This window comes from Kitasatospora sp. CM 4170 (assembly GCF_032110285.1).
Classification (GTDB): Bacteria; Actinomycetota; Actinomycetes; order Streptomycetales; family Streptomycetaceae; genus Kitasatospora; species Kitasatospora aburaviensis.
Window position 1 is genome coordinate 647,504 of the sequence record NZ_CP134877.1, and the last position, 17,840, is coordinate 665,343.

17 protein-coding genes are annotated in these 17,840 nt (G+C 74.3%); 10 read left to right on the plus strand and 7 right to left on the minus strand.

The window, feature by feature from the left end:
* The first annotated feature begins 35 nt into the window (after positions 1–35).
* The 3 genes from RMN57_RS02890 to RMN57_RS02900 are packed head-to-tail and all read left to right on the plus strand — an operon-like array spanning position 36 to position 2,142.
* Positions 36–815, plus strand: coding sequence for a DUF2071 domain-containing protein (locus RMN57_RS02890; protein WP_313761757.1), 780 nt, complete (start codon positions 36–38; stop codon positions 813–815).
* Positions 812–1,714: a methyltransferase domain-containing protein gene (locus RMN57_RS02895; RefSeq protein WP_313761758.1), complete on the plus strand. Its 903-nt coding sequence runs from the start codon at positions 812–814 to the stop codon at positions 1,712–1,714. Before RMN57_RS02890 ends, RMN57_RS02895 begins: the two co-directional genes overlap by 4 nt.
* Positions 1,711–2,142, plus strand: coding sequence for a hypothetical protein (locus RMN57_RS02900; RefSeq protein ID WP_313761759.1), 432 nt, complete (start codon positions 1,711–1,713; stop codon positions 2,140–2,142). Before RMN57_RS02895 ends, RMN57_RS02900 begins: the two co-directional genes overlap by 4 nt.
* A gap of 94 nt (positions 2,143–2,236) precedes the next feature.
* Here RMN57_RS02900 and RMN57_RS02905 read toward each other — a convergent pair whose 3' ends face one another.
* Positions 2,237–3,139 (minus strand): LysR family transcriptional regulator, encoded by a 903-nt coding sequence (locus RMN57_RS02905; RefSeq protein ID WP_313761760.1) that lies wholly within the window; start codon positions 3,137–3,139, stop codon positions 2,237–2,239.
* 181 nt (positions 3,140–3,320) lie between these two features.
* Here RMN57_RS02905 and RMN57_RS02910 point away from each other — a divergent pair, with 181 nt between their 5' ends.
* A complete protein-coding gene (locus RMN57_RS02910) occupies positions 3,321–4,724 on the plus strand; it encodes an MFS transporter (RefSeq protein ID WP_313761761.1) in 1,404 nt (467 codons plus the stop codon).
* A gap of 130 nt (positions 4,725–4,854) precedes the next feature.
* Here RMN57_RS02910 and RMN57_RS02915 read toward each other — a convergent pair whose 3' ends face one another.
* From RMN57_RS02915 to RMN57_RS02925, 3 genes are all read right to left on the minus strand, one after another.
* Complete coding sequence (locus RMN57_RS02915) at positions 4,855–5,484, minus strand: hypothetical protein (protein ID WP_313761762.1); 630 nt, start codon at positions 5,482–5,484, stop codon at positions 4,855–4,857.
* 303 nt (positions 5,485–5,787) lie between these two features.
* Positions 5,788–6,165: a beta/gamma crystallin domain-containing protein gene (locus RMN57_RS02920; protein ID WP_313761763.1), complete on the minus strand. Its 378-nt coding sequence runs from the start codon at positions 6,163–6,165 to the stop codon at positions 5,788–5,790.
* A gap of 238 nt (positions 6,166–6,403) precedes the next feature.
* Complete coding sequence (locus tag RMN57_RS02925) at positions 6,404–7,102, minus strand: TetR/AcrR family transcriptional regulator (RefSeq protein ID WP_380234475.1); 699 nt, start codon at positions 7,100–7,102, stop codon at positions 6,404–6,406.
* 124 nt (positions 7,103–7,226) lie between these two features.
* On the opposite strand from RMN57_RS02925, the gene RMN57_RS02930 reads away from it, so the two are divergent.
* Both RMN57_RS02930 and RMN57_RS02935 read left to right on the plus strand, forming a co-directional pair.
* A complete protein-coding gene (locus tag RMN57_RS02930; RefSeq protein WP_313761764.1) occupies positions 7,227–8,258 on the plus strand; it encodes a medium chain dehydrogenase/reductase family protein in 1,032 nt (343 codons plus the stop codon).
* Positions 8,259–8,371: 113 nt separating this feature from the next.
* Positions 8,372–9,661, plus strand: a complete 1,290-nt coding sequence (locus tag RMN57_RS02935) for an MFS transporter (protein ID WP_313761765.1) — start codon at positions 8,372–8,374, stop codon at positions 9,659–9,661.
* 299 nt (positions 9,662–9,960) lie between these two features.
* On the opposite strand, the gene RMN57_RS02940 is transcribed toward RMN57_RS02935, so the two are convergent.
* Complete coding sequence (locus tag RMN57_RS02940; protein ID WP_313761766.1) at positions 9,961–12,153, minus strand: MMPL family transporter; 2,193 nt, start codon at positions 12,151–12,153, stop codon at positions 9,961–9,963.
* A 377-nt stretch (positions 12,154–12,530) separates the two neighbouring features.
* Here RMN57_RS02940 and RMN57_RS02945 point away from each other — a divergent pair, with 377 nt between their 5' ends.
* Both RMN57_RS02945 and RMN57_RS02950 read left to right on the plus strand, forming a co-directional pair.
* Positions 12,531–13,835: a sensor histidine kinase gene (locus RMN57_RS02945; protein ID WP_313761767.1), complete on the plus strand. Its 1,305-nt coding sequence runs from the start codon at positions 12,531–12,533 to the stop codon at positions 13,833–13,835.
* Positions 13,832–14,539, plus strand: coding sequence for a response regulator transcription factor (locus tag RMN57_RS02950; protein WP_313761768.1), 708 nt, complete (start codon positions 13,832–13,834; stop codon positions 14,537–14,539). The genes RMN57_RS02945 and RMN57_RS02950 overlap by 4 nt, the downstream gene beginning before the upstream one ends.
* A 28-nt stretch (positions 14,540–14,567) precedes the next feature.
* Here the strand turns inward: RMN57_RS02950 and RMN57_RS02955 are convergent, their stop codons facing one another.
* Positions 14,568–15,206 (minus strand): flavin reductase family protein, encoded by a 639-nt coding sequence (locus RMN57_RS02955; RefSeq protein WP_313761769.1) that lies wholly within the window; start codon positions 15,204–15,206, stop codon positions 14,568–14,570.
* A 278-nt stretch (positions 15,207–15,484) separates the two neighbouring features.
* Here RMN57_RS02955 and RMN57_RS02960 point away from each other — a divergent pair, with 278 nt between their 5' ends.
* On the plus strand, positions 15,485–16,153 hold the full coding sequence (locus RMN57_RS02960) for a hypothetical protein (RefSeq protein WP_313761770.1): 669 nt from the start codon (positions 15,485–15,487) through the stop codon (positions 16,151–16,153).
* Here RMN57_RS02960 and RMN57_RS02965 read toward each other — a convergent pair.
* Positions 16,059–16,916, minus strand: a complete 858-nt coding sequence (locus RMN57_RS02965) for a TIGR04222 domain-containing membrane protein (protein ID WP_313761771.1) — start codon at positions 16,914–16,916, stop codon at positions 16,059–16,061. The genes RMN57_RS02960 and RMN57_RS02965 overlap by 95 nt on opposite strands.
* Positions 16,917–17,058: 142 nt before the next feature.
* Here RMN57_RS02965 and RMN57_RS02970 point away from each other — a divergent pair, with 142 nt between their 5' ends.
* Complete coding sequence (locus tag RMN57_RS02970) at positions 17,059–17,829, plus strand: GNAT family N-acetyltransferase (RefSeq protein ID WP_313761772.1); 771 nt, start codon at positions 17,059–17,061, stop codon at positions 17,827–17,829.
* Positions 17,830–17,840: the final 11 nt, after the last annotated feature.

Genomic DNA, 17,840 nt, shown 5'->3' on the forward strand with positions numbered 1-17,840 from the left:
GCCGTCTCCCGCACCGCGATCCGGAGATCCTGACCATGCGACACCTGCTGCAACGCCACCCCTTGCCGATGCGCACCCACTTCGCACACTCGCTCGTCCTCACCTACGCGCTGCCGCCCGAGCAGCTCGCGCCGCTCGTTCCGCCGGGGCTCCAGCTGGACACCTACACCGATCCCGAGGGCACCGAGCACGGCTTCGTCGCGGCCGCCCTGGTGGACACCCGCGGTCTGCGCCCGTCCGGGTTGCCGGTCGCGCTCGGTGTGGACACGGTTCTCACCGGCTACCGGGTGTTCACGCGCTTCCCCACCCCCGGCGGCCGCATCATGCGCGGCCTGCGCATACTGCGCAGCGACACCGGTAGCCGGGTGATGGTGGCGGGCGGCAACCTGTTCTCCCGCTACCACTACCGGCTCGCCCGGATCGGCAGCCGGGTGGTCGGGCGGACCCTGGAGTTCAAGGTGGTGAGCGTTGACGGCCAAGCGGATCTCCACGTCCGGGCCGACCTCGCCGACGGTCCGGCGCCGCTGCCGGCCGGCAGTCCGTTCGCCGACGCCAGGGCGGCGCGGCGGTTCGCCGGGCCGCTGCCCTACACCTTCGAGTACGAGCCGCAGACCCGCTCGATGATCGTCGTCAAGGCCGACCGGGCCCACTGGGAGCCGGTGCCGGTCGCGGTGGAGGTGCCGCGGCTGACCTTCTTCGACCACGGGCCACTGGCCGGCAGCCGACCGGTGCTCGCCAACGCGTTCCACGTCGCGGACCTCGACTACGGCTGGCAGGCGGGCAGCCGCCGCGCCCTCGACGGGAGCCTCCGATGAGCGTCCTCCGACCGGTCGGCGCCCCGGCCGGTGGCGGCGCCGTGACCGATCGCAGCGCCCCGACCGGTGACGGCCCCGTGGCCGAAGGCGGCACCCCGGCCGAACGCGGCCCCGTGGCCGAAGGCGGCACCCCGCCCGAACGCGGCGCCCCCGCCCACCGCCCCTCCGGTGTGGCCGAGGTGATCCGCTACAACTGGCCGCTCTACGCCGCCGGTGCGCTCACCGCCACCGGAGGCTGGGCGCTGGCCCGGCGGCTGCCGCCCCCGGCCGCCCGGCTCGCGCGGGCCGGCGTACTCGCCGCGGGCGGGCTGCTCGTCGCCAGCACGGCCGCGACCTGGTGCGTCTACGACCGCTCCGAACTCCACGGCTATGCCTGGCTCGACGAGCTCCTCCCGGACGGCCCCGGCCGCCACCTCGTGGTCTCCACCGGCCTGGACGAGGCGAGCCGCCCGGTCGCCGCGCGCCACCCCGCCGCCCCGCAGCGGATCGCCGACCTCTACGACCCGACCCTGACGACGACCGGCTCGATCCGTCGCGCCCGCCGCCGGGTCCCGCCGACGCCCGGCAGCCGGCCCGCCCGGCCCGGGGCGCTGCCGGCCGCGTCCGGTTCGCAGGACTCGGTGCTCGCCGTGTTCGCCGCACACGAGCTGCGCCGGCCGGCGGACCGCGCCGCGCTGTTCGCCGAGGTGGCGCGGGTGCTGCGGCCGGGCGGTTCGCTCGTCCTGGTCGAGCACCTGCGCGACGCCGCCAACACCGCCGTCTACGGGCCGGGCGCCTGGCACTTCCTGCCGCGCGCCACCTGGCTGTCCCACGCGGCCGAGGCAGGCCTGGAGCCGGCGGCCGAGCGCCGGATCGCCGGCCTGGTCACCGCCTTCGCCTTCCGGAGGGCCGAGGCGTGAACGGATCCCTCGGCCTCTTCGACGTGGAGTTCCAGCTGCGGCTGGTCGGGGCCGCGCTGGTGGGCCTCGGCCTGTTCCACGCGCTGCTGCCCCGGGTGATCGACTGGCCCTCCGATCTGGCCGGAACTAGCCTGATGACTCGTCAAGTCTCCTACGCACACCTCTTCTTCATCGGCCTGACCTGCGTCCTGCTGGGCCTGCTGCCACTCTTCCTGGGCCGCGAACTCCTGGCAGGCACTCCGCTCGGCACCGCTCTGCTGACCGGCCAGACGCTGTTCTGGGGCGCCCGCTGGCTCTTTCAGTTCACCGTCTTCTCGCCCCGGCTCTGGCGCGGCGACGCCCTGCGCACCCTGGGCCACGTGGGCTTCTCGGTGCTGTGGACGTGGGTGACGGCGGTGTTCGCGTGCGCGCTGTGGCAGGTCCTCTGACGTCGGCAGATGTCCGGCAGGACGTCCGGCGAGGTGTCCCGGCAAGATGTCCGGCGAGACGTCCGGCCGACCGCCGACACCGGCGACGCGCGGGTCACACCGCCGCGGCGTAGAGGACTTCGCGCAGGCCCGGGACGGACTCCCGGTCCGACCGCCAGACCAGGCGCAGGTGGAGCTGCAACTCCCGTGACACCACAGGGAGTCGGACCAGGGATCCGGCAGCGAGGGCGTCCCGGACGGCGAACTCGGGGAGCAGCGCGATGCCCAGCCCCTGCTCGGCGCAGGCGCGGGTGACGGCGACCCCGCCGGTGCGGACGCGCTCCACCGCGTGGCCGAGCAGGCGTTCGCCGGCGAGCCAGAAGGAGCAGGCGGGGGTGTTCACCAGGAGCCGCTGACCGCGCAGGTCGGCGCGGGTGAGCGAGCCGGTCCGGGTGGCCGCGCCGGAGGCGGCGAGCGGGTGGGTGGGGGCGGCGACGAGGGCGAGCGGGACGTCCTCCAGGTCGAGGTGGTCCAGCGGCGCGGGCGGCAGGTGGAAGCCGAGTTCGCCGAGCGGGCCCGCCGTGTCCAGGATCAGCGCCGCCTCCAGCGCCCCGGCGGCGACGCCGCCGAGCAGGCCGTCGCGGGCGGCGTCGGTGTGGAGGGCGACGTCCAGGTCGGGCCGGCGTTCGGCGAGGCGGGCCAGGACGGCGGGTACGTGGGTGGCCGCGATGGTCTCCAACGCGCCGAGGCGCACCACGATGCGGGCGGCGGAGACCTCCCGGCGGGCCTGTTCGGCCTGGTCGAGCAGGCTCCGGGACCACGGCAGCAGCCGCTCGCCCGCCGGGGTCAGGGCCATCCCGCGCGGTGCCCGGTCGAACAGCGCGACGCCCAGGCTCCGCTCCAGCACGCGGATCTGCTCCGACACCGAGGACGGCGCGAGGTCGAGGGCGGCGGCCGCGGCGGTGACCGTTCGATGGGCCACCACCGCTTCGAACACGCGCAACTGGCGAAGCTCCACGTTCCCCTCCTCCTCGACCGGCCCATCGTAAGGGCATTCGGTTTTCCCGAACGGTGCGTGAGGCCCGGGCGGTGGAGCCGGCGGTGGCGGCCGAGCAGGGTGGGCGGCCGAACAGAGCGAGCGGCCGAGCAGAGTGAGCGGCCGATCCGCCCCGCGACCCGCCCTCCCCAGGAGTCTCCCGATGACCACCGCCATCGCGCCTACCCCGCCGATCTCAACGCCCCGGCCCCCGGGACGGACCCGTGCCCTGCTCGGCGTCGCCCTCGGCTACTTCATGGTGCTGCTCGACACCACCGTGCTCTCCGTCGCCGAACCCGACCTCGCCGCCTCGCTCGGCGGCTCGACGGCCGGCCTGCAGTGGGCCGTCACCGGGTACAGCGTCGCCTTCGGCGCACTGCTGCTGTCGGCAGGCGCCGCGGCCGACCGGTTCGGCGCCCACAAGGCCTTCCGGTTCGGGATCGCCGCCTTCGGCGCCGGCTCGCTGCTCGCCGCGTGCGCACCCGACCTCTGGACGCTGGTGCTGCTGCGCGCCGTCCTGGGCGCCGCCGCCGCGGCCTCCGTCCCGGCCGGCACGGCGGTGATCGCCCGCCTCTACCCGGTACCCCGGGAGCGCGCCCGTGCGGTCGCCGTCTGGGCCGCGGTCAGTGGCTGTGCGATGGCCTTCGGGCCGATGGCCGGCGGGGTGCTGGTCGACCTCTCCGGCTGGCGGGCCGTCTTCCTGGTGAACGTCCCGCTGGCGGTCCTGGTGCTGGCGCTGGTGGCCGGAGCGGCCGTGCGCTGCCCGCCGGGCACGCGGCGCATCGACCGGTGGACCCAGCTGGCGGTCTGCGCGACGCTCGCCCTCCTCACCGACGCGCTGATCGCGCTGGGCGCCGGCGCCTGGACGCACGCGGGCTGCGCCGCCGCCGGGACGGCGGCGGCCGGGCTCGCCTTCGCCGCACGCGAGCGGCGCGGCCCGGCCCCGGTCCTGCCGCCCGCGCTGCTCGGCACCCGCGGGATGCCCACCCTCCTGCTCGCCGGGGCCGCGGTGAACTTCGCGCTGCTCGGGGTGCTCTTCGTGCTGCCCCTGCTCCTGCAGCAGACGCTGGGGCTGTCCCCGACCATGGCCGGGGTGGCGTTCCTGCCGATGACCCTGCCGCCGGGCTTCAACCCGCTGCTCACCGGACGCATCGTCGCCAGGGTCGGCCCGTGGCGGCCGGTCCTGGGCGGGCTGGCACTGCTCGCTGCGGGCTGCGCGGTGATCGCGACCGCCGTGTCGGCCGGCACGCCGTACGCGCTGCTGGCGGTGGGCCTGCTGCTCGCCGGCCTCGGCGTCTCCTTCGCCCTGCCCGCGCTGGTCACCGCCGTGGTGAACACGGCCCCCGAGGGCGCCGCCGGCGCGGCCGGCGGACTGCTCAACGCCGTCCGCCAGGTCGGCGCGACACTCGGCGTCGCGGCGACGGGTGCCTTCATCGGCGTTGGCGCCCACGCCGACGACGGCTCACCGGCCGTGGCCATGCTCCTCCCGGCCGCAGCCTGCACCCTCGCCGCCCTCCTGGTCGCCCGGAGTCGGCGGGGCGCCGCGGTCGGGGCCGGGGTTCGGTGATCGACCTTCGGATCACGGCCCGCCGGCCTGCGCTCGGTGCGGTGCCGACCGTCGAGGTGGTCGGCTCCGCACCGACCCACAGTCGGAGGACGAGCCGGCGGGCGTCGGCTGCCACGTCCGCGGTCACGGGTCAGGGTCGCAGTTCGGCCGTCCCGGGCCGGGCGACTGCGCGCCGGCCAGTGGCGGTCCAGGTGGTCTCGTGCCGGTTGCCGGTGATGGCCCGAAACGCGCGGGCGGCTTCGGCGGCGTCCGGACGGTCGCGCGGATCGGCCGGGCTCGCCATCAGGACGCCGGCTGCGGCGACCAGGCCCTTGAAGGCGAGGTAGGGCTCGCTCTCCGCCGAGGACCAGGCCAGCGGCCGGCCGCGGCGGATCGTTCGGCGGGCCGCCTTGAACGCCTGCCGCAGCGCTCCGAGCGTGTCGATCTGCTCGGCGGTCAGGCGGCGTTCGGCGCTCACCCGCGCCAGTAGCGCTTCCACGGCCCCTTCCGCCTCGGTCGCCCGGCGCAGACAAGCCCACTTGGCGTCGTCGGGCGCCTCGATCTGTGCTGTGTGCTCGCCGACCAGCGCGTTCCAGGTCTTCCAGTTCGCGACGAACTCGCCGTAGCGGAGCTGGAGCTCGCGGGCCGCGGCCTGGTTGTCCTCGCGGCTGCGGCGGATCTGCGCCCAGCGCTCGGTGATCCGGGTGGTGACGAACCAGCCACCACCGAAGGTGGCCGCCACGGTCAGGAGGGACACGGCCACCGACTCGATCACTGACATGAGACCTCCGGCACCGCCTCGCCGGCGGACGATTTCACGGGACCGCCAGTCCAGCATTCGATCGGCTTCCCGGAAAGGGTCTCTGACATATCGTCACTGAACTGTTGGAGCCCCGCGACAATCCCCGGTGCCGCCACCTGCGGTCACCCCCGGGGCCCACGGCTGGGCCAGGACGGCTGTTCGGCCAATCCCGCCGCGGGGCGAGGGCCGGCATGGCGCCGGCCCTCGCCCATCGCGTCAGCAGTGGAGCGGGGAGGAGGCGGCCTCCCCGCTCCGCTCAGGTGGGTGCTCCGGCTCGGACGATCAGTAGATCTTGATCCAGATGATCTTGTGGATGGAGGCCTGGCCGGGGCCCCACTGGCTCCACTTGTTGAGCGTCACGGTTTCCAACCGCGGGTCATTGAGATTCCGCTGGAACTGGAAGGTCACCGCATTGTTTCCCGACTCGACCCAGTTCACGCCGTAGATGGCGACGGGCACCTCGCCGGCGTTCGCGAAGCAGAGGGTGTCGCGGCCGCCATTGTTGTGGATTTCGAGGTAGTCGTTCCGGTTGCAGTCCGTACGGTTGATCGTCGCGCTCTCGGCCGTGGTAGTGGCGGCCAGGGCGGGCGTGGTCGTGGCGACCAGCGCCGCCGCGGCAGCCGCGGCGACACCGAGGGAACGGCGCATGGACAGGCTCATTTGCTCTCCCTTACTACGTGGTCAAACCGGAAACCCGGACCCCACTGCTTCGCGGGGCAGCCCCAAATCTATGCGGACATGACAGGCCCGGCGAGAGAGCATTCTCGGCCAACTTCGTACACCTATGGAACGTACAGAGAGGAGGAGTCTCCCGTTCCAGAAATCAATTCCCGGGACAATTCAAGGCGCGCCACGGCCGGGGCGGCGGAGCCGCCCCGGCCTGACGAGAAGCGACCGGTCAGCGGCCGGTGAGGCCGTCGACCTCGGCGGCGTAGAGCCGGGCCGGGTCGAAGCCCATGCCGGCGAAGTGGCCGGCGAGCTCCAGGGACAGCACCCCGTGCAGCCGCGTCCAGAAGGCCAGGGCCCGGCGGAGTGCCGACGCCGGAGCGGGGTTCTCAGCGGCCCAGGCCCGGTGGTCGGCGAGGTGTTCGTCGAGGGGCGTCGCGGCGGCGGACTCCGCGGCCTCCGCCCCGGGCGGCTCGACCGCGACGGCGGCGTCGAGGAGGACGGCCATCATCTCGGCGGCGATCTGCGTGGTGTCCGGCGGGGCCTGGTAGCCGGGCACGGGAGTGCCGTAGACGAGGAGATACCGCTGCGGGTCGTCGAGGGCCCAGCCACGCAGGGCGTGCGCCAGGTCGGCCAGGTCGGCACCGGCGCGGGCGCGCGCCCGGAAGGTGTCGGCGAGGCTGCGGTAGGCGTCGCGGACGAGTTCGGTGATCAGCTCGTCGCGATTGGCGAAGTACCGGTAGAGCGCCGGACCGCTCAGGCCCATCCGCTTGGCGATGGCGTTCAGCGACAGCGCCGAGGCCCCGGCGGTGGCGATCTGCTCCCACGCGTGCTTCTTGACCTCCTCCCGCACCTGGGCGCGGTAGCGCTCCCGGGGAGTCTTCGCATCCGACTCGGCCACTGCGCCTCCAGCCCTCGACGTCCCGAACATCTCGACCAGCTCGACCACGACTTCCACGCTCGCGTTAGAGGCTATCACTCTCCCTCTTGACTCTCACCGAAGATCGGAGTTATAACTTCTAACGAACACAATAACCTCTACGAAAGGGGCGGTCATGGAGACCGACCGCATGGTCCAGGTCGTCCTTCCCGGCATCGTGGCGCCGGAGGGCCTGGAGATCCGCGAGGGACGCGTGCCGCAGGCCGGTCCCGGGCAGATCGTGATCGCGATGGAGGCGAGCGGCGTCTCGTTCGCCGAGCAGCAGATGCGCCGGGGCCGGTACTACGACCAGCCGCCCTTCCCGTTCGTCCCCGGGTACGACCTGGTGGGCCGGGTGCTCGCCACCGGCGACGGCGTCGACGCGGGCCTGACCGGCCGTCGGGTGGCCGCGCTGGTGAAGGTCGGCGGATGGTCGAGCCACGTGGTGCTGGACGCCGCGGACGCCGTCGAGGTCCCCGACGGGCTCACCGCGGCCGAGGCGGAGACCGTCGTGGTCAACGGCATCACCGCCTGGCAGATGCTGCACCGCCGGGCCGGGGTGCGGGCCGGGCAGACCGTCCTGGTGCACGGCGCGAGCGGCGGGGTGGGCTCCATCCTGGCCCAGCTCGCCCGGGCCGCGGGCGCGACCGTGATCGGCACGGCGTCCGCCCGCCACCACGACGCGCTGCGCGAGCTCGACGTGATCCCGGTCGACTACCGCGCCGGGAACGTCGCGGCCCGGGTGCGGGAACTGGCGCCCGGCGGCGTCGACGCCGTCTTCGACCACGTCGGCGGGCGCAGCGTCGTCGACTCCTGGCACCTGCTCGCCCCCGGCGGCTCGCTCGTCGCCTACGGCAGCGCGTCCACCCGGGACGACACCGGGTCCAAGCAGTGGCCGGTCCTGAAGATCCTCGCCCGCACCTGGCTCTGGAACACCCTGCCCAACGGGCGCAGCGCCTCCTTCTACAACATCTGGGCCGGCCGCGCCCTCGCCAAGGACCGCTTCCGCGCCCGGCTCGACGCGGACCTCACCGAGGTGTTCGCCGCCCTCCGCCGCGGCGACATCACCGCCCCCATCGCCGCCCGGCTCCCCCTCACCCAGGCCGCCGAGGCCCTGCGCCTGGCGGAGTCCGGCACCGTCACCGGCAAGATCATCCTCACCGCCTGACGCCGGCTCCGGCCCGATCCGCCGCAGCACCGGAGCAGTTCCGTGGGGGTGGTGCGGTGCAACGGCCCGGGCCGTCCGGAGGGCGCGCGCAGGGCGTTGTTAGCCTGTTCGGCATGATCGGGAAGAGCGCCGTACGGCGGATGTCCGGCTTACCGGCGCCGAGCGACCCACAACGTGCCCTCATCGCCGCGAGTTTCGTCAACCGGGTGGGCAACGGGCTGTTCAACACCGCCTCGGTGCTCTACTTCACGCTCGTGGTGCACCTGCCCGCCACACAGGTCGGTGCCGGCCTCACGGTCGCCGGGCTGGTCGGGCTGCTGGCCGGGATCCCGGCCGGGAACCTGGCCGACCGGTACGGGCCGCGCAGGGTCTGGCTGACGGCCCTCACGGTGCAGGCCGTGACGATGGCCGCCTTCGTCCTCATCGACGACTGGATCGTGTTCACCCTCCTCGCCACCCTGGACCGCCTCGCGGCAACGGCGGCCGGCGCCGCGGGCGGTGCGCTCGTCGCCCGTGCGGGCGGCGAACGCCCGGCCGCCTTCATGGCGAAGCTCCGCACCTTCGTCAACCTCGGCGTGGTGCTGGGCACCCTCGGTGCGGCCTTCGCCCTCGCGGCCGACACCCGGGCGGCATACACCGCGCTCATCATCGCCAATGCCGCCAGCTTCGCCTGCGCCGGCCTGCTCGCCCTGGTCGGCGTCCCCGACTACCGGCCCCTGCCCCGGCCCGAGGAACACCACCGCTGGGCCGTGCTGTCCGACCGGCCCTACGTGTCCTTCGTCGCGCTCTACGGCGCGATGGGCCTGCAGTACCAGACGGTCTCCCTGCTGCTGCCGATCTGGCTCTCCGCCCACAGCGACGCCCCACGCTGGACGGTGGCGGCCGTCTACGCGGTGAACAGCGGGGTGTGCGTGCTGCTCCAGAGCAGGATCGGCTCCCGGGTGGAGACACCGCGTCAGGGCGGCCGGGCATTCCGCATCGCGGGCCTGCTCTTCCTGGTCAGCTGCCCCTTGATGGCCCTGACCGCGGACGTCCCGGCCTGGATCGCGCCGGCGCTCGCCGTCCTCGCCGTCGTCGTGCACAGCCTCGGGGAGGTGTGGGAGTCCTCGGGCGGCTACGCGCTCGGCTTCGGTCTCGCCCCCGACCACGCCCAGGGGCAGTACCAGGGCTTCTTCGGGGTCGGGTTCAACGCCGGGCAGGCCCTGGCCCCGGTGGTCCTCACGACGGCGGTGCTGGGACTCGGGCACACCGGCTGGCTGCTGCTCGGCGGGTTCTTCGCGGCGCTGGGCGCAGCAGGCCCGCCGGTGGCCGCCTGGGCGGAGCGCACCCGCCGCCCGGGCCAGGACCCGGCCCCCGCGACGCCCGGCCGGCCCGCCGCTGCCCCGCTTCCCGACAACGCCTAGCACTCCAGCAGGCAGGCCGCGGACGTAGTCGCGCATCCGCAGGCGTGGCTCCACACGGCTCAAGCGGTGGCCGGTGCGGAGGACGAGGTCTTCGAGTTCGCTGTCCCAGGTCTCGGCTGCAGGCTCGTTGATCACGATGAGAGGCCGCCCCGCCGCGGTCACTACCGACGTCGGCTGCACACGATGGAGGGGCGGTCTCATGAAGACCGCCCCTGATGGGACATCAGGCCGCAACGCTCATCGTGCGCAGCCTCTGATCAGGACATCGAAGTCGTGCTGGAGTGCTAACGGCCCGCCGGTCAGGGCACCGGAACGCGGTACGGCTCCGGGGCCGGCTCGGCCCGGTGGTGGTGGCGGGCCTGGCGGAGCGGCCACCAGAGGGCGCGGCCGAGCAGGGCGGCGACGGCGGGCACCAGGACCAGGGACAGGACGACGGCGGAGAGCAGGATGCCGAGCGTCAGCGCGAAGGCGACCTGTTCGCTGCCCGGGGTGGCGGCGAGGGTCGCGAAGGAACCGGCCAGGACCAGGCCGGCCGTGGCGATGGCGGGCGTGGTGTGCCGTACGGCGCGGGCGACGGCGGCGCGGGGCGGGCCGGGGCGCTGCATCTCCTCGCGGATCCGGTCGGTGATGAGGATGTTGTAGTCGGTGCCCAGCGCCACGACGAACAGGAACAGCACCAGCGGGAGGGTGAAGCTGACACCCGGTTCGCCCAGCCCGTGCTGGAACAGCAGGGTCGCGGCGCCGAGGGTGGCGGCGAAGCCGAGCCCGACCGAGAGCATCAGGACCAGCGGGGCGAGCAGGCTGCGCAGGAGCAGCAGCAGGATCAGGGCGATCAGGGCGGCCGCGACCGGGAAGACGATCGACAGGTCGTGGTCGACGGCGGTGGAGATGTCGGCGAAGATCGCCGCCGTGCCGCCCACGTGGGCGCTGGTCCCGGCGGGTGTGTGGGCGGCGACCGCGGCGCGGACCGGGCCGGAGGCCAGGTCGCGGGCGCGTCGGCTCTGCGGGTCTGCGGTCAGGTAGAGGTCGATCCGGGCGGCGCGCCGGTCCCCGTTGAGAACGGTGCCGCCCGTCTTGCCGACGCCCTCGACCTGGGTGAGGGCGTGGGAGAGGCCGTCGAGCCTGCCGGGGGTGAGGGTGGTGCCGTCCGTGGTGACGACGTAGACGCTCGTCGGGTCGGAGACGCCGGCCGGCAGGGTGCGGGAGATCTCGGCGGCGGTGGCGGCGGCCGGGGTCCGGTCGCCGGCGCCGCCGAGGCCGTAGTCCATCCGGATCCCGGTCATCCCGGCGGCCAGCGCGCCGAGCAGGGCGAGGGCGGCGAGCAGCATCGGCAGCGGCCGCCGGGCGACGAGCGTGCCGAAGCGGGCGGCAAAGCCCTCGCCCGGCTGGCGGCGCAGGCTGCGGGAGGGCCAGAACATGCCGCGGCCGCAGGCGGCGAGCAGGGCGGGCATCATGGTGAGGCTGCCCAACAGCATGACCAGGACGGCGACGGCGATGGCCGGGCCGAGCGAGCGGAACTGGCCGAAGCTGGCCACGCCGAGGGTGGCGAAGGCGGCGACGATGGTCAGCGCGGCCGAGGTGATCGCGGTGCCCACCCGGGCTGTCACCTGGGCGGCGGCTTCGCGGGCGGGCTGCTCGGGCCGGGCCCGCAGGTGCTCGCGGAAGCGGAAGAGCAGGAAGAGCAGGTAGTCGACGCCGATGCCGAGCAGGACCACGGAGACCAGCCCGGGGGTGCCGGCGTCGAGCTTGAGGCCGGTCAGCGTCGCGGCGACGGCCACGGCTCCGCCGGCCACGCTGCCGATCATGGCGACGGCGAACAGCGGCAGCAGGGCCGCCGCCACACTGCGGAACACCAGCACGTTGAGCAGGACGATCAGCCCCATGACGAGCGCGCTGCCGACCGTCGCGGCGGTGCGGTGGGAGTCGGCGGTGTCCACGGCGTCGGCCAGTCCCCCGGTGAACCCGGTACGCATCCCGGCGTCGGTGAACTGGGCCCGGGTGGCGTCCCGGAACGCCCGGTAGACGCCCTGGACGCCCTCGTCCGCGGCGTTGCCGGTCAGCTCGACGGAGAGCAGTTCGAAGCCGCGGTCGGGCGCCACCATGGCCGGGGCGACCCGGGGGGTCTGGGACCGGTCGGGGACGAGGAAGGCCGGCTCGTCGGGCTTCCTGGGCATGACGACCCGGCGCTGGGCGAGCTTCGCCGCCTCGGCCTCGACCCGCTGCTGGTCGGCGGCGGTGAGCGCCTGGCCGTCGGTCCTGGCGACCAGCACGGTGACCGTGGTGGCGTCGGGCCTCATCCCGAAGTTCTCCTCGGCGATCCGCAGCGCGGCGGCCGAGTCGTAGCTCTTGGGCAGGAAGTCCCCGGTCTGGGACTGGGTGACCCTGGCGAGCAGCATCGGGCTCAGCAGGGCCAGGGAGATTCCCAGCACCACCCAGAGGGTGATCACCTTCCACGGGTTCCTGGTGGAGTATCCGGTCAGTGCGCGGATCACGGTTTCCTCCGGCGGCGGACGCGAGCGTCCGCAAGGTCGGTCTCGGCTCCGGGGGTTCCCGGCCGGGTTCCAGACCATCACCCGGGGTGGGCCGCGGACGTCCCTGCGACGGACGATCCGCACCGGGGCCCCTGCTCCTCGGCCGGGCCCGGACCCGGGACCGTGGTCCTGGTCCGGGCCCCGTGATCGGCCGTGGGGACCATGCCGGGGCGGGGTGGGTCGATGCCACAATGGGGGCATCGGGCCTGTTCAGAGCTTGTTCGGGGTCTGGAACAGGGTCTGATCGGGGCCTGATCGCGGCTCGTCAGGGCTCGTCAGGGCTCGTCAGGGCTCATCGGTGAGGCGCGGCGCGGACCGGGCACGGAGGGGGAACGGACATGGGCGGTCATCAGTGCCCCGCGATGGACGCGGCACTCGGGGCGGATCCGGCGCATCCGGCACACCGGGCGAGCGGGAGCCCGGGGCCCGGCGGGGTGGCGGACGCGCCGCCGGAGACCGACGGCGCGCCGTGGACCCACACCGACGCGCTGGTGGCCGCCGGCGCCTGCACGCTCGACCTGCTCAACTACCTGCTCTTCAGCGAGATGGACGGGGTACGCCGGGTGACCCCGCCGGGCCTGCTCCTCGTCGCGCTGTCGGCCCTGCCGCTGCTCGTCCGGCGCCGCCACCCGGTGCCGGCGCTCGCCGTGGTCCTGGCCGTCGAGGCCGCGATCGACCTGTCCACACCGGCGAGCACCCACTTCGGCGCCGTCCTGATGGTCAGCCTGTACTCGGTCGCCCGGGCCCGCCCCGCCCCGGTGACGGCGGCCGCCGCGGCGGCGACGACGGTGCTGACCACTCTGAGCCAGAGCCACCTGCGCGTCCCCTCCTGGCAGGCGCTCGCCGGCACCTCCTGCTCCACCCTGCTCGTGGCCGGCGCCGGCCTCGCCGTGGCGCGCTGGCAGCGGGAGGTCACGGCCAACCGCAAACTGCTGGCCGACCGCGCGGTGGCCGACGAACGCCGCCGCATCGCACGGGAGTTGCACGACATCGTGGCGCACCACATCACCACCATGCAGCTGATGGCCGGCGGCGCCCGGGCCAACCTCGCCCACCCGGAGGTGGTCCGGGACGCCCTGGTCACCCTGGAGTCCTCCGGGCGACTGGCCCTGCGGGAGATGCGCCAGCTCCTGGACGTCCTGCGGGCCGGCGACGAACCGGACACCGCCCCGCCCTCGCCCCAGCCCGGGGCCGAGGACCTCGGCCGGCTGGTGGACGAGTCCCGGGTGGCCGGCCTGCCGACCGACTTCGGCGTGCACGGGCCCCGCCGCCCGCTGCCGCCCACCGTCGGCCTGACCGTGTTCCGGATCGTCCAGGAGGGCCTCACCAACGCCCGCAAGCACGCCGGGCCCGCCCGCGCGACCGTCACCCTGACGTACGGTCCGGACCGGGTCACCGTCGAGGTGCGCGACGACGGGGGCACGGCGGGCACGGGCGGCGCCGCACCGCAGGAGGCGGTGCCGGCCGGCGGCCGGAGCGGGTACGGCCTGATCGGCATGCGCGAGCGCGTCGCCCTGCACGGCGGCACCCTGCGGACCGGACCACGTCCGGAGGGCGGCTTCGCCGTCCTGGCCGACCTGCCACTGGCCCCGGAGGAGACGGCCGACGCGGCCGTCCAGCACGGAACGGCGACGGCCCGGTGAGCGCGCACGGCGACGGCCCGGTGGGCGCGGCGGCACCGGGCATCCGGGTCCTCATCGCGGACGACCAGCCGCTGGTGCGGCGCGGCCTGTCCCTGATCCTCTCCCCCGACCCGTCCTTCGAGGTGGTGGGCGAGGCCGAGAACGGGGAGCAGGCCGTCACCGCCGCCCGCCTGCTGCGCCCCGACGTCGTGGTGATGGACATCCGAATGCCCGTGCTCGACGGGGTCGGCGCGACCCGGGAGCTGGCCCGCACCCTCCCCTCCTGCCGAGTCCTCGGCCTCAGCACCTTCGACATGGACGAGTACGTGGTGGCCGCGCTGCGCGCCGGCGCCCACGGGTTCCTGCCCAAGGACGTCTCGCCGGAGGAACTGGGCGCTGCGATCCGCACCGTCCACGCCGGCGAGGCGGTGGTCGCCCCGCGCCTGCTCACCAAGCTGATCTCCACCTACGTCAGGGGCCCGGTCGGCGCCCCGCCGCCGGTCACCGACACGGGCGGGCTGACGCCCCGGGAGGTCGAGGTGTGGCGGCTGATGGCCACCGGCCTCGACAACACCGAGATCGCCCGGGCCCTGGACATCAGCCTGTCGACGGTGAAGAACTACATCACCAGCATCTTCGGCAAGCTCGACGTCCGGGACCGCGCCCAAGCGGTCATCGCGGCCTACGAGTCCGGCCTGGTCACCGCGCGCACGGGAGGCGGGTAGCGGGGGCTTCCTCTCGACCGGCTCGACCTCAGCCGGTCGTCGACCGGAGCTGGTGGGGCATGTTCCAGCCCTCGGCGAGCCTCGACGGGTGAACGTTGCGTCCCCCGCCGAAGAACTCGCAGAACTTCATGATCAGCGGATCCCAGCCCAGCGGGTCGACATAGTGCGTCCCCGGTATCACCAGGTCCTCCTCCACATGGGCACGAAGGACCTCCACCTCGAAGGCGGTGGCGTGCGACCCTGGACCGCCGAAAGGGTGGGCCGAGACGACCCTGCACTCCAGCTGGACCGGGCACTCCGCAACCCTGGCAGCCCGGACCAGGTCCGACGCCTGTTCGGTCAGCTGTGCGGTCGAGAACTTGTCCGGCTCGTACCGGTAGCCCTGCTTCGCCTTGTAGTCAGCCACGGCCGGCTTCCCGGTGGTCAGCGCGATCCGGTCGACCGCATCGACCATCGCCGACGAGGGCAGGTTGAGCACGCACTCGCCCTCCCGTAGGAGGTTCGCGGTGGTCTGGGCGTTGTTGCCGAGACCGAGCATGCAGGACTGGCCCAGCCACCACGCCGAGGACATCGGCGCGAGGTTCGTCGTGCCGTCCTCGTTGAGTGAGCTGATCAGCACCACCGGCGTTCCGAAGTAGAGGACCTTGAGCCCGGGGACGACGTGCATGCGTTGAGCCTTTCGCGGAGTGCCGGACGGACAGGCCCGCGTTCAGGAACACGAACCGTCACCGACTCTCTCGTGAGCCGGACCACCGACGCTGGCGACAATGCGACATCGCGTTTCGGACGGGTGGAGCGGGAGGCCGACTCCGGGTGAGGCCCCCCGCGCGGGGGAGGTGGTTCGGTCCACTGGACGAGGTGGGGTGCCGGCCGGGAGTGCGATCTTCGGTAGCGGGCCGGGCCGATACCCGACCCGGACTGCATCACCACCGCTGGAGAGCCACCATGACCCTCGCCGCCGACCTGCCGCTCCCGCCCGCACGCCCGCCCCGGGGGCTGCGCGCCGCCTGGACCGCCGCCCACACCGTCGTGCCCGGGGTGCCCCGGTGGGTGCGCATCGCCGCCTTCGCCATCCCGTTCACCGTTCTGCCGTCCAGCGCCTGGCGGATCGCGACCTGTACCTTCCACGCCCCCCTCGACGGCGGCGGGGTGCAGGAGTCCGGGAACCTCGGCTGGCTGCCGATCGAGCTGTACGTCGTGCTGCTGTCGGTGGTCTCCGAGGTGCTGGCGTTCGCCGCCGTCGGGCTGATCGCCCCGTGGGGCGAGGTGTTCCCGCGGTGGATCCCCGGCCTGCGGGGCCGCCGGGTGCCGGTCGCGGCCGCCGTCGTGCCAGCAGGCCTCGGGGCCGCGGTCCTGACGGTCGTGCCGCTCTACAGCGCGGTGATGCTGGCCGGCGGGCGCACGCTCACGGGGCAGCCGCTGGACGCGGGCATACCGCTGGCCACGCACGACTGGCGCACCGTCGTCCTGGTGGTGTGCTACGCGCCACTGCTGCTCTGGGGCCCGATGCTCGCCGCCGTCACCGTCGGCTACTGGCGGAGGCGTCGGGGGAACCCCCTCGACGCCGGGGCGGCCGTCCCCGCAGCGCCGAGCGGCCGTGGAACGCGACGGTGAGCCGGTCCTTCCCCAGCGCCTCGACGCCGCCGACGGCCACCGCGCCCCAGGGCGTCGGCCCGTCCGGGGTCATGACGTCCTCGGCCGGCTGCCAGCCCGGCGGGACGGCCGCCCCGGACCCCAGGGCGTCGAGCAGGGGCCGGACCCGGTCGGCGGGCCGCTGGTACCGATCGCGTTCCTCGTGCTCCTCGCGCTCGACCTGCCGCCGCCCGTGAGCCCGGAACACCGGGGCGGCGACCGCGAGTGCCGCCAGCCCGCCCAGGATCACCGCCGGCCCCGGGCCCACGGCCAGGGCAGCCGTGGCCGCCCTGGCGACGAGGACCACGACGGTGATCAGGACCGGGAAGGCCAGCCCCAGCAACAGCAGGAACCACAAACACGAGCCGGTGGAGCCGGTGGGGCTGGTGGAACCGGTGCCGCCGACCAGCAATCCCCGGCGGCGCAGCCGCGCCTCCAGCTCCCGGGCCGGCGCGCTCGGGCCGAGCGCGGCGCGCGGGGCGCCGAGCCACGCGGTGCCGGACGGGCCGATCGCCGCCAGCAGGACGGCCTCCACGTCGTCGTGGGGGCGGGGGCGGATGACCCGCAGCATCCCCTCCCGGTTCATCTCCAGCCGGTTGGTGCGGATCATCCGCACCAGGGCGGTCTCGGCGACGCGGTAGCCGCCACCCACCAGGTAGGCCAGCTCGTACAGCGACAGCGCCTCGCCCGGCTGTCCCTCGCCCGTCGCTCCGCTCCCCGCCGACCGGGGTCCGCGCCCGCCCACGGTTCCCCACCACCCCTCGCGCTCCCGGCACGCCCACCGCACCGGCACCCGCCACACTAGCCGGGGACCGGGGACCGGGGACCGCTCCGGCCGACTCGATGGGCCCGCGGCCGGGCGGACGGGCCGCACTATGATCAACCGGGTGATACCCACCGCAGTTCACGACCGTGCCGAGCTCGCCGACCTGCTGCGCCGCGATCCGGCGCTGCACGCCTACGAGTTGGGCGACCTCGACGACTTCTTCTGGCCCTGGACGGGCTGGTACCGCCTCGGTGACAGCATCGCGCTGGTCTACCACGGCGCGGGCGGCCCGCCGACGGTGCTCGCCTTCGAGCAGCCCGAAGCGGTGGGCGCGCTGCGGGAGTTGCTCGCCGGCCTGACCGGTCTGCTGCCCCGGCGCTTCTACGCGCACGTCACCGAGGGGGCGGAGGACCTGCTGGTGACCGGGTTCGGCGCCGAGTCGCGCGGGCTGCACCTCAAGATGGCGCTGACCGACCGGGCGCGGCTGCTGCGCCAGGACTCGCGCGGCGAGCTGCTGACGCGCGCCGACCTGCCCGAGCTGCTGGCGCTGTACGAGGCGGCCTACCCGGGCAACTGGTTCGACCCGCGCATGCTCGACACCGGCCAGTACGTCGGCGTCCGGGACAAGGGGGAGCTGGTCGCGGTCGCGGGCGTGCACGTGTGGTCGCCCACGCAGCGGATCGCCGCCCTGGGCAACATCACGACGCACCCGCGGGTGCGGGGGCGGGGCATCGGCAAGGCCGTGGTCGCGGAGCTCTGCCGGCGGCTCCTGGACACGGTCGACGAGGTGGCCCTCAACGTCAGGGCGGACAACGAGTCGGCGGTCGCGCTCTACACGTCGCTCGGGTTCGCGACGGTCGGGCGCTACTACGAGCTGTCCGTCGGCGACTGACGACGATCGGG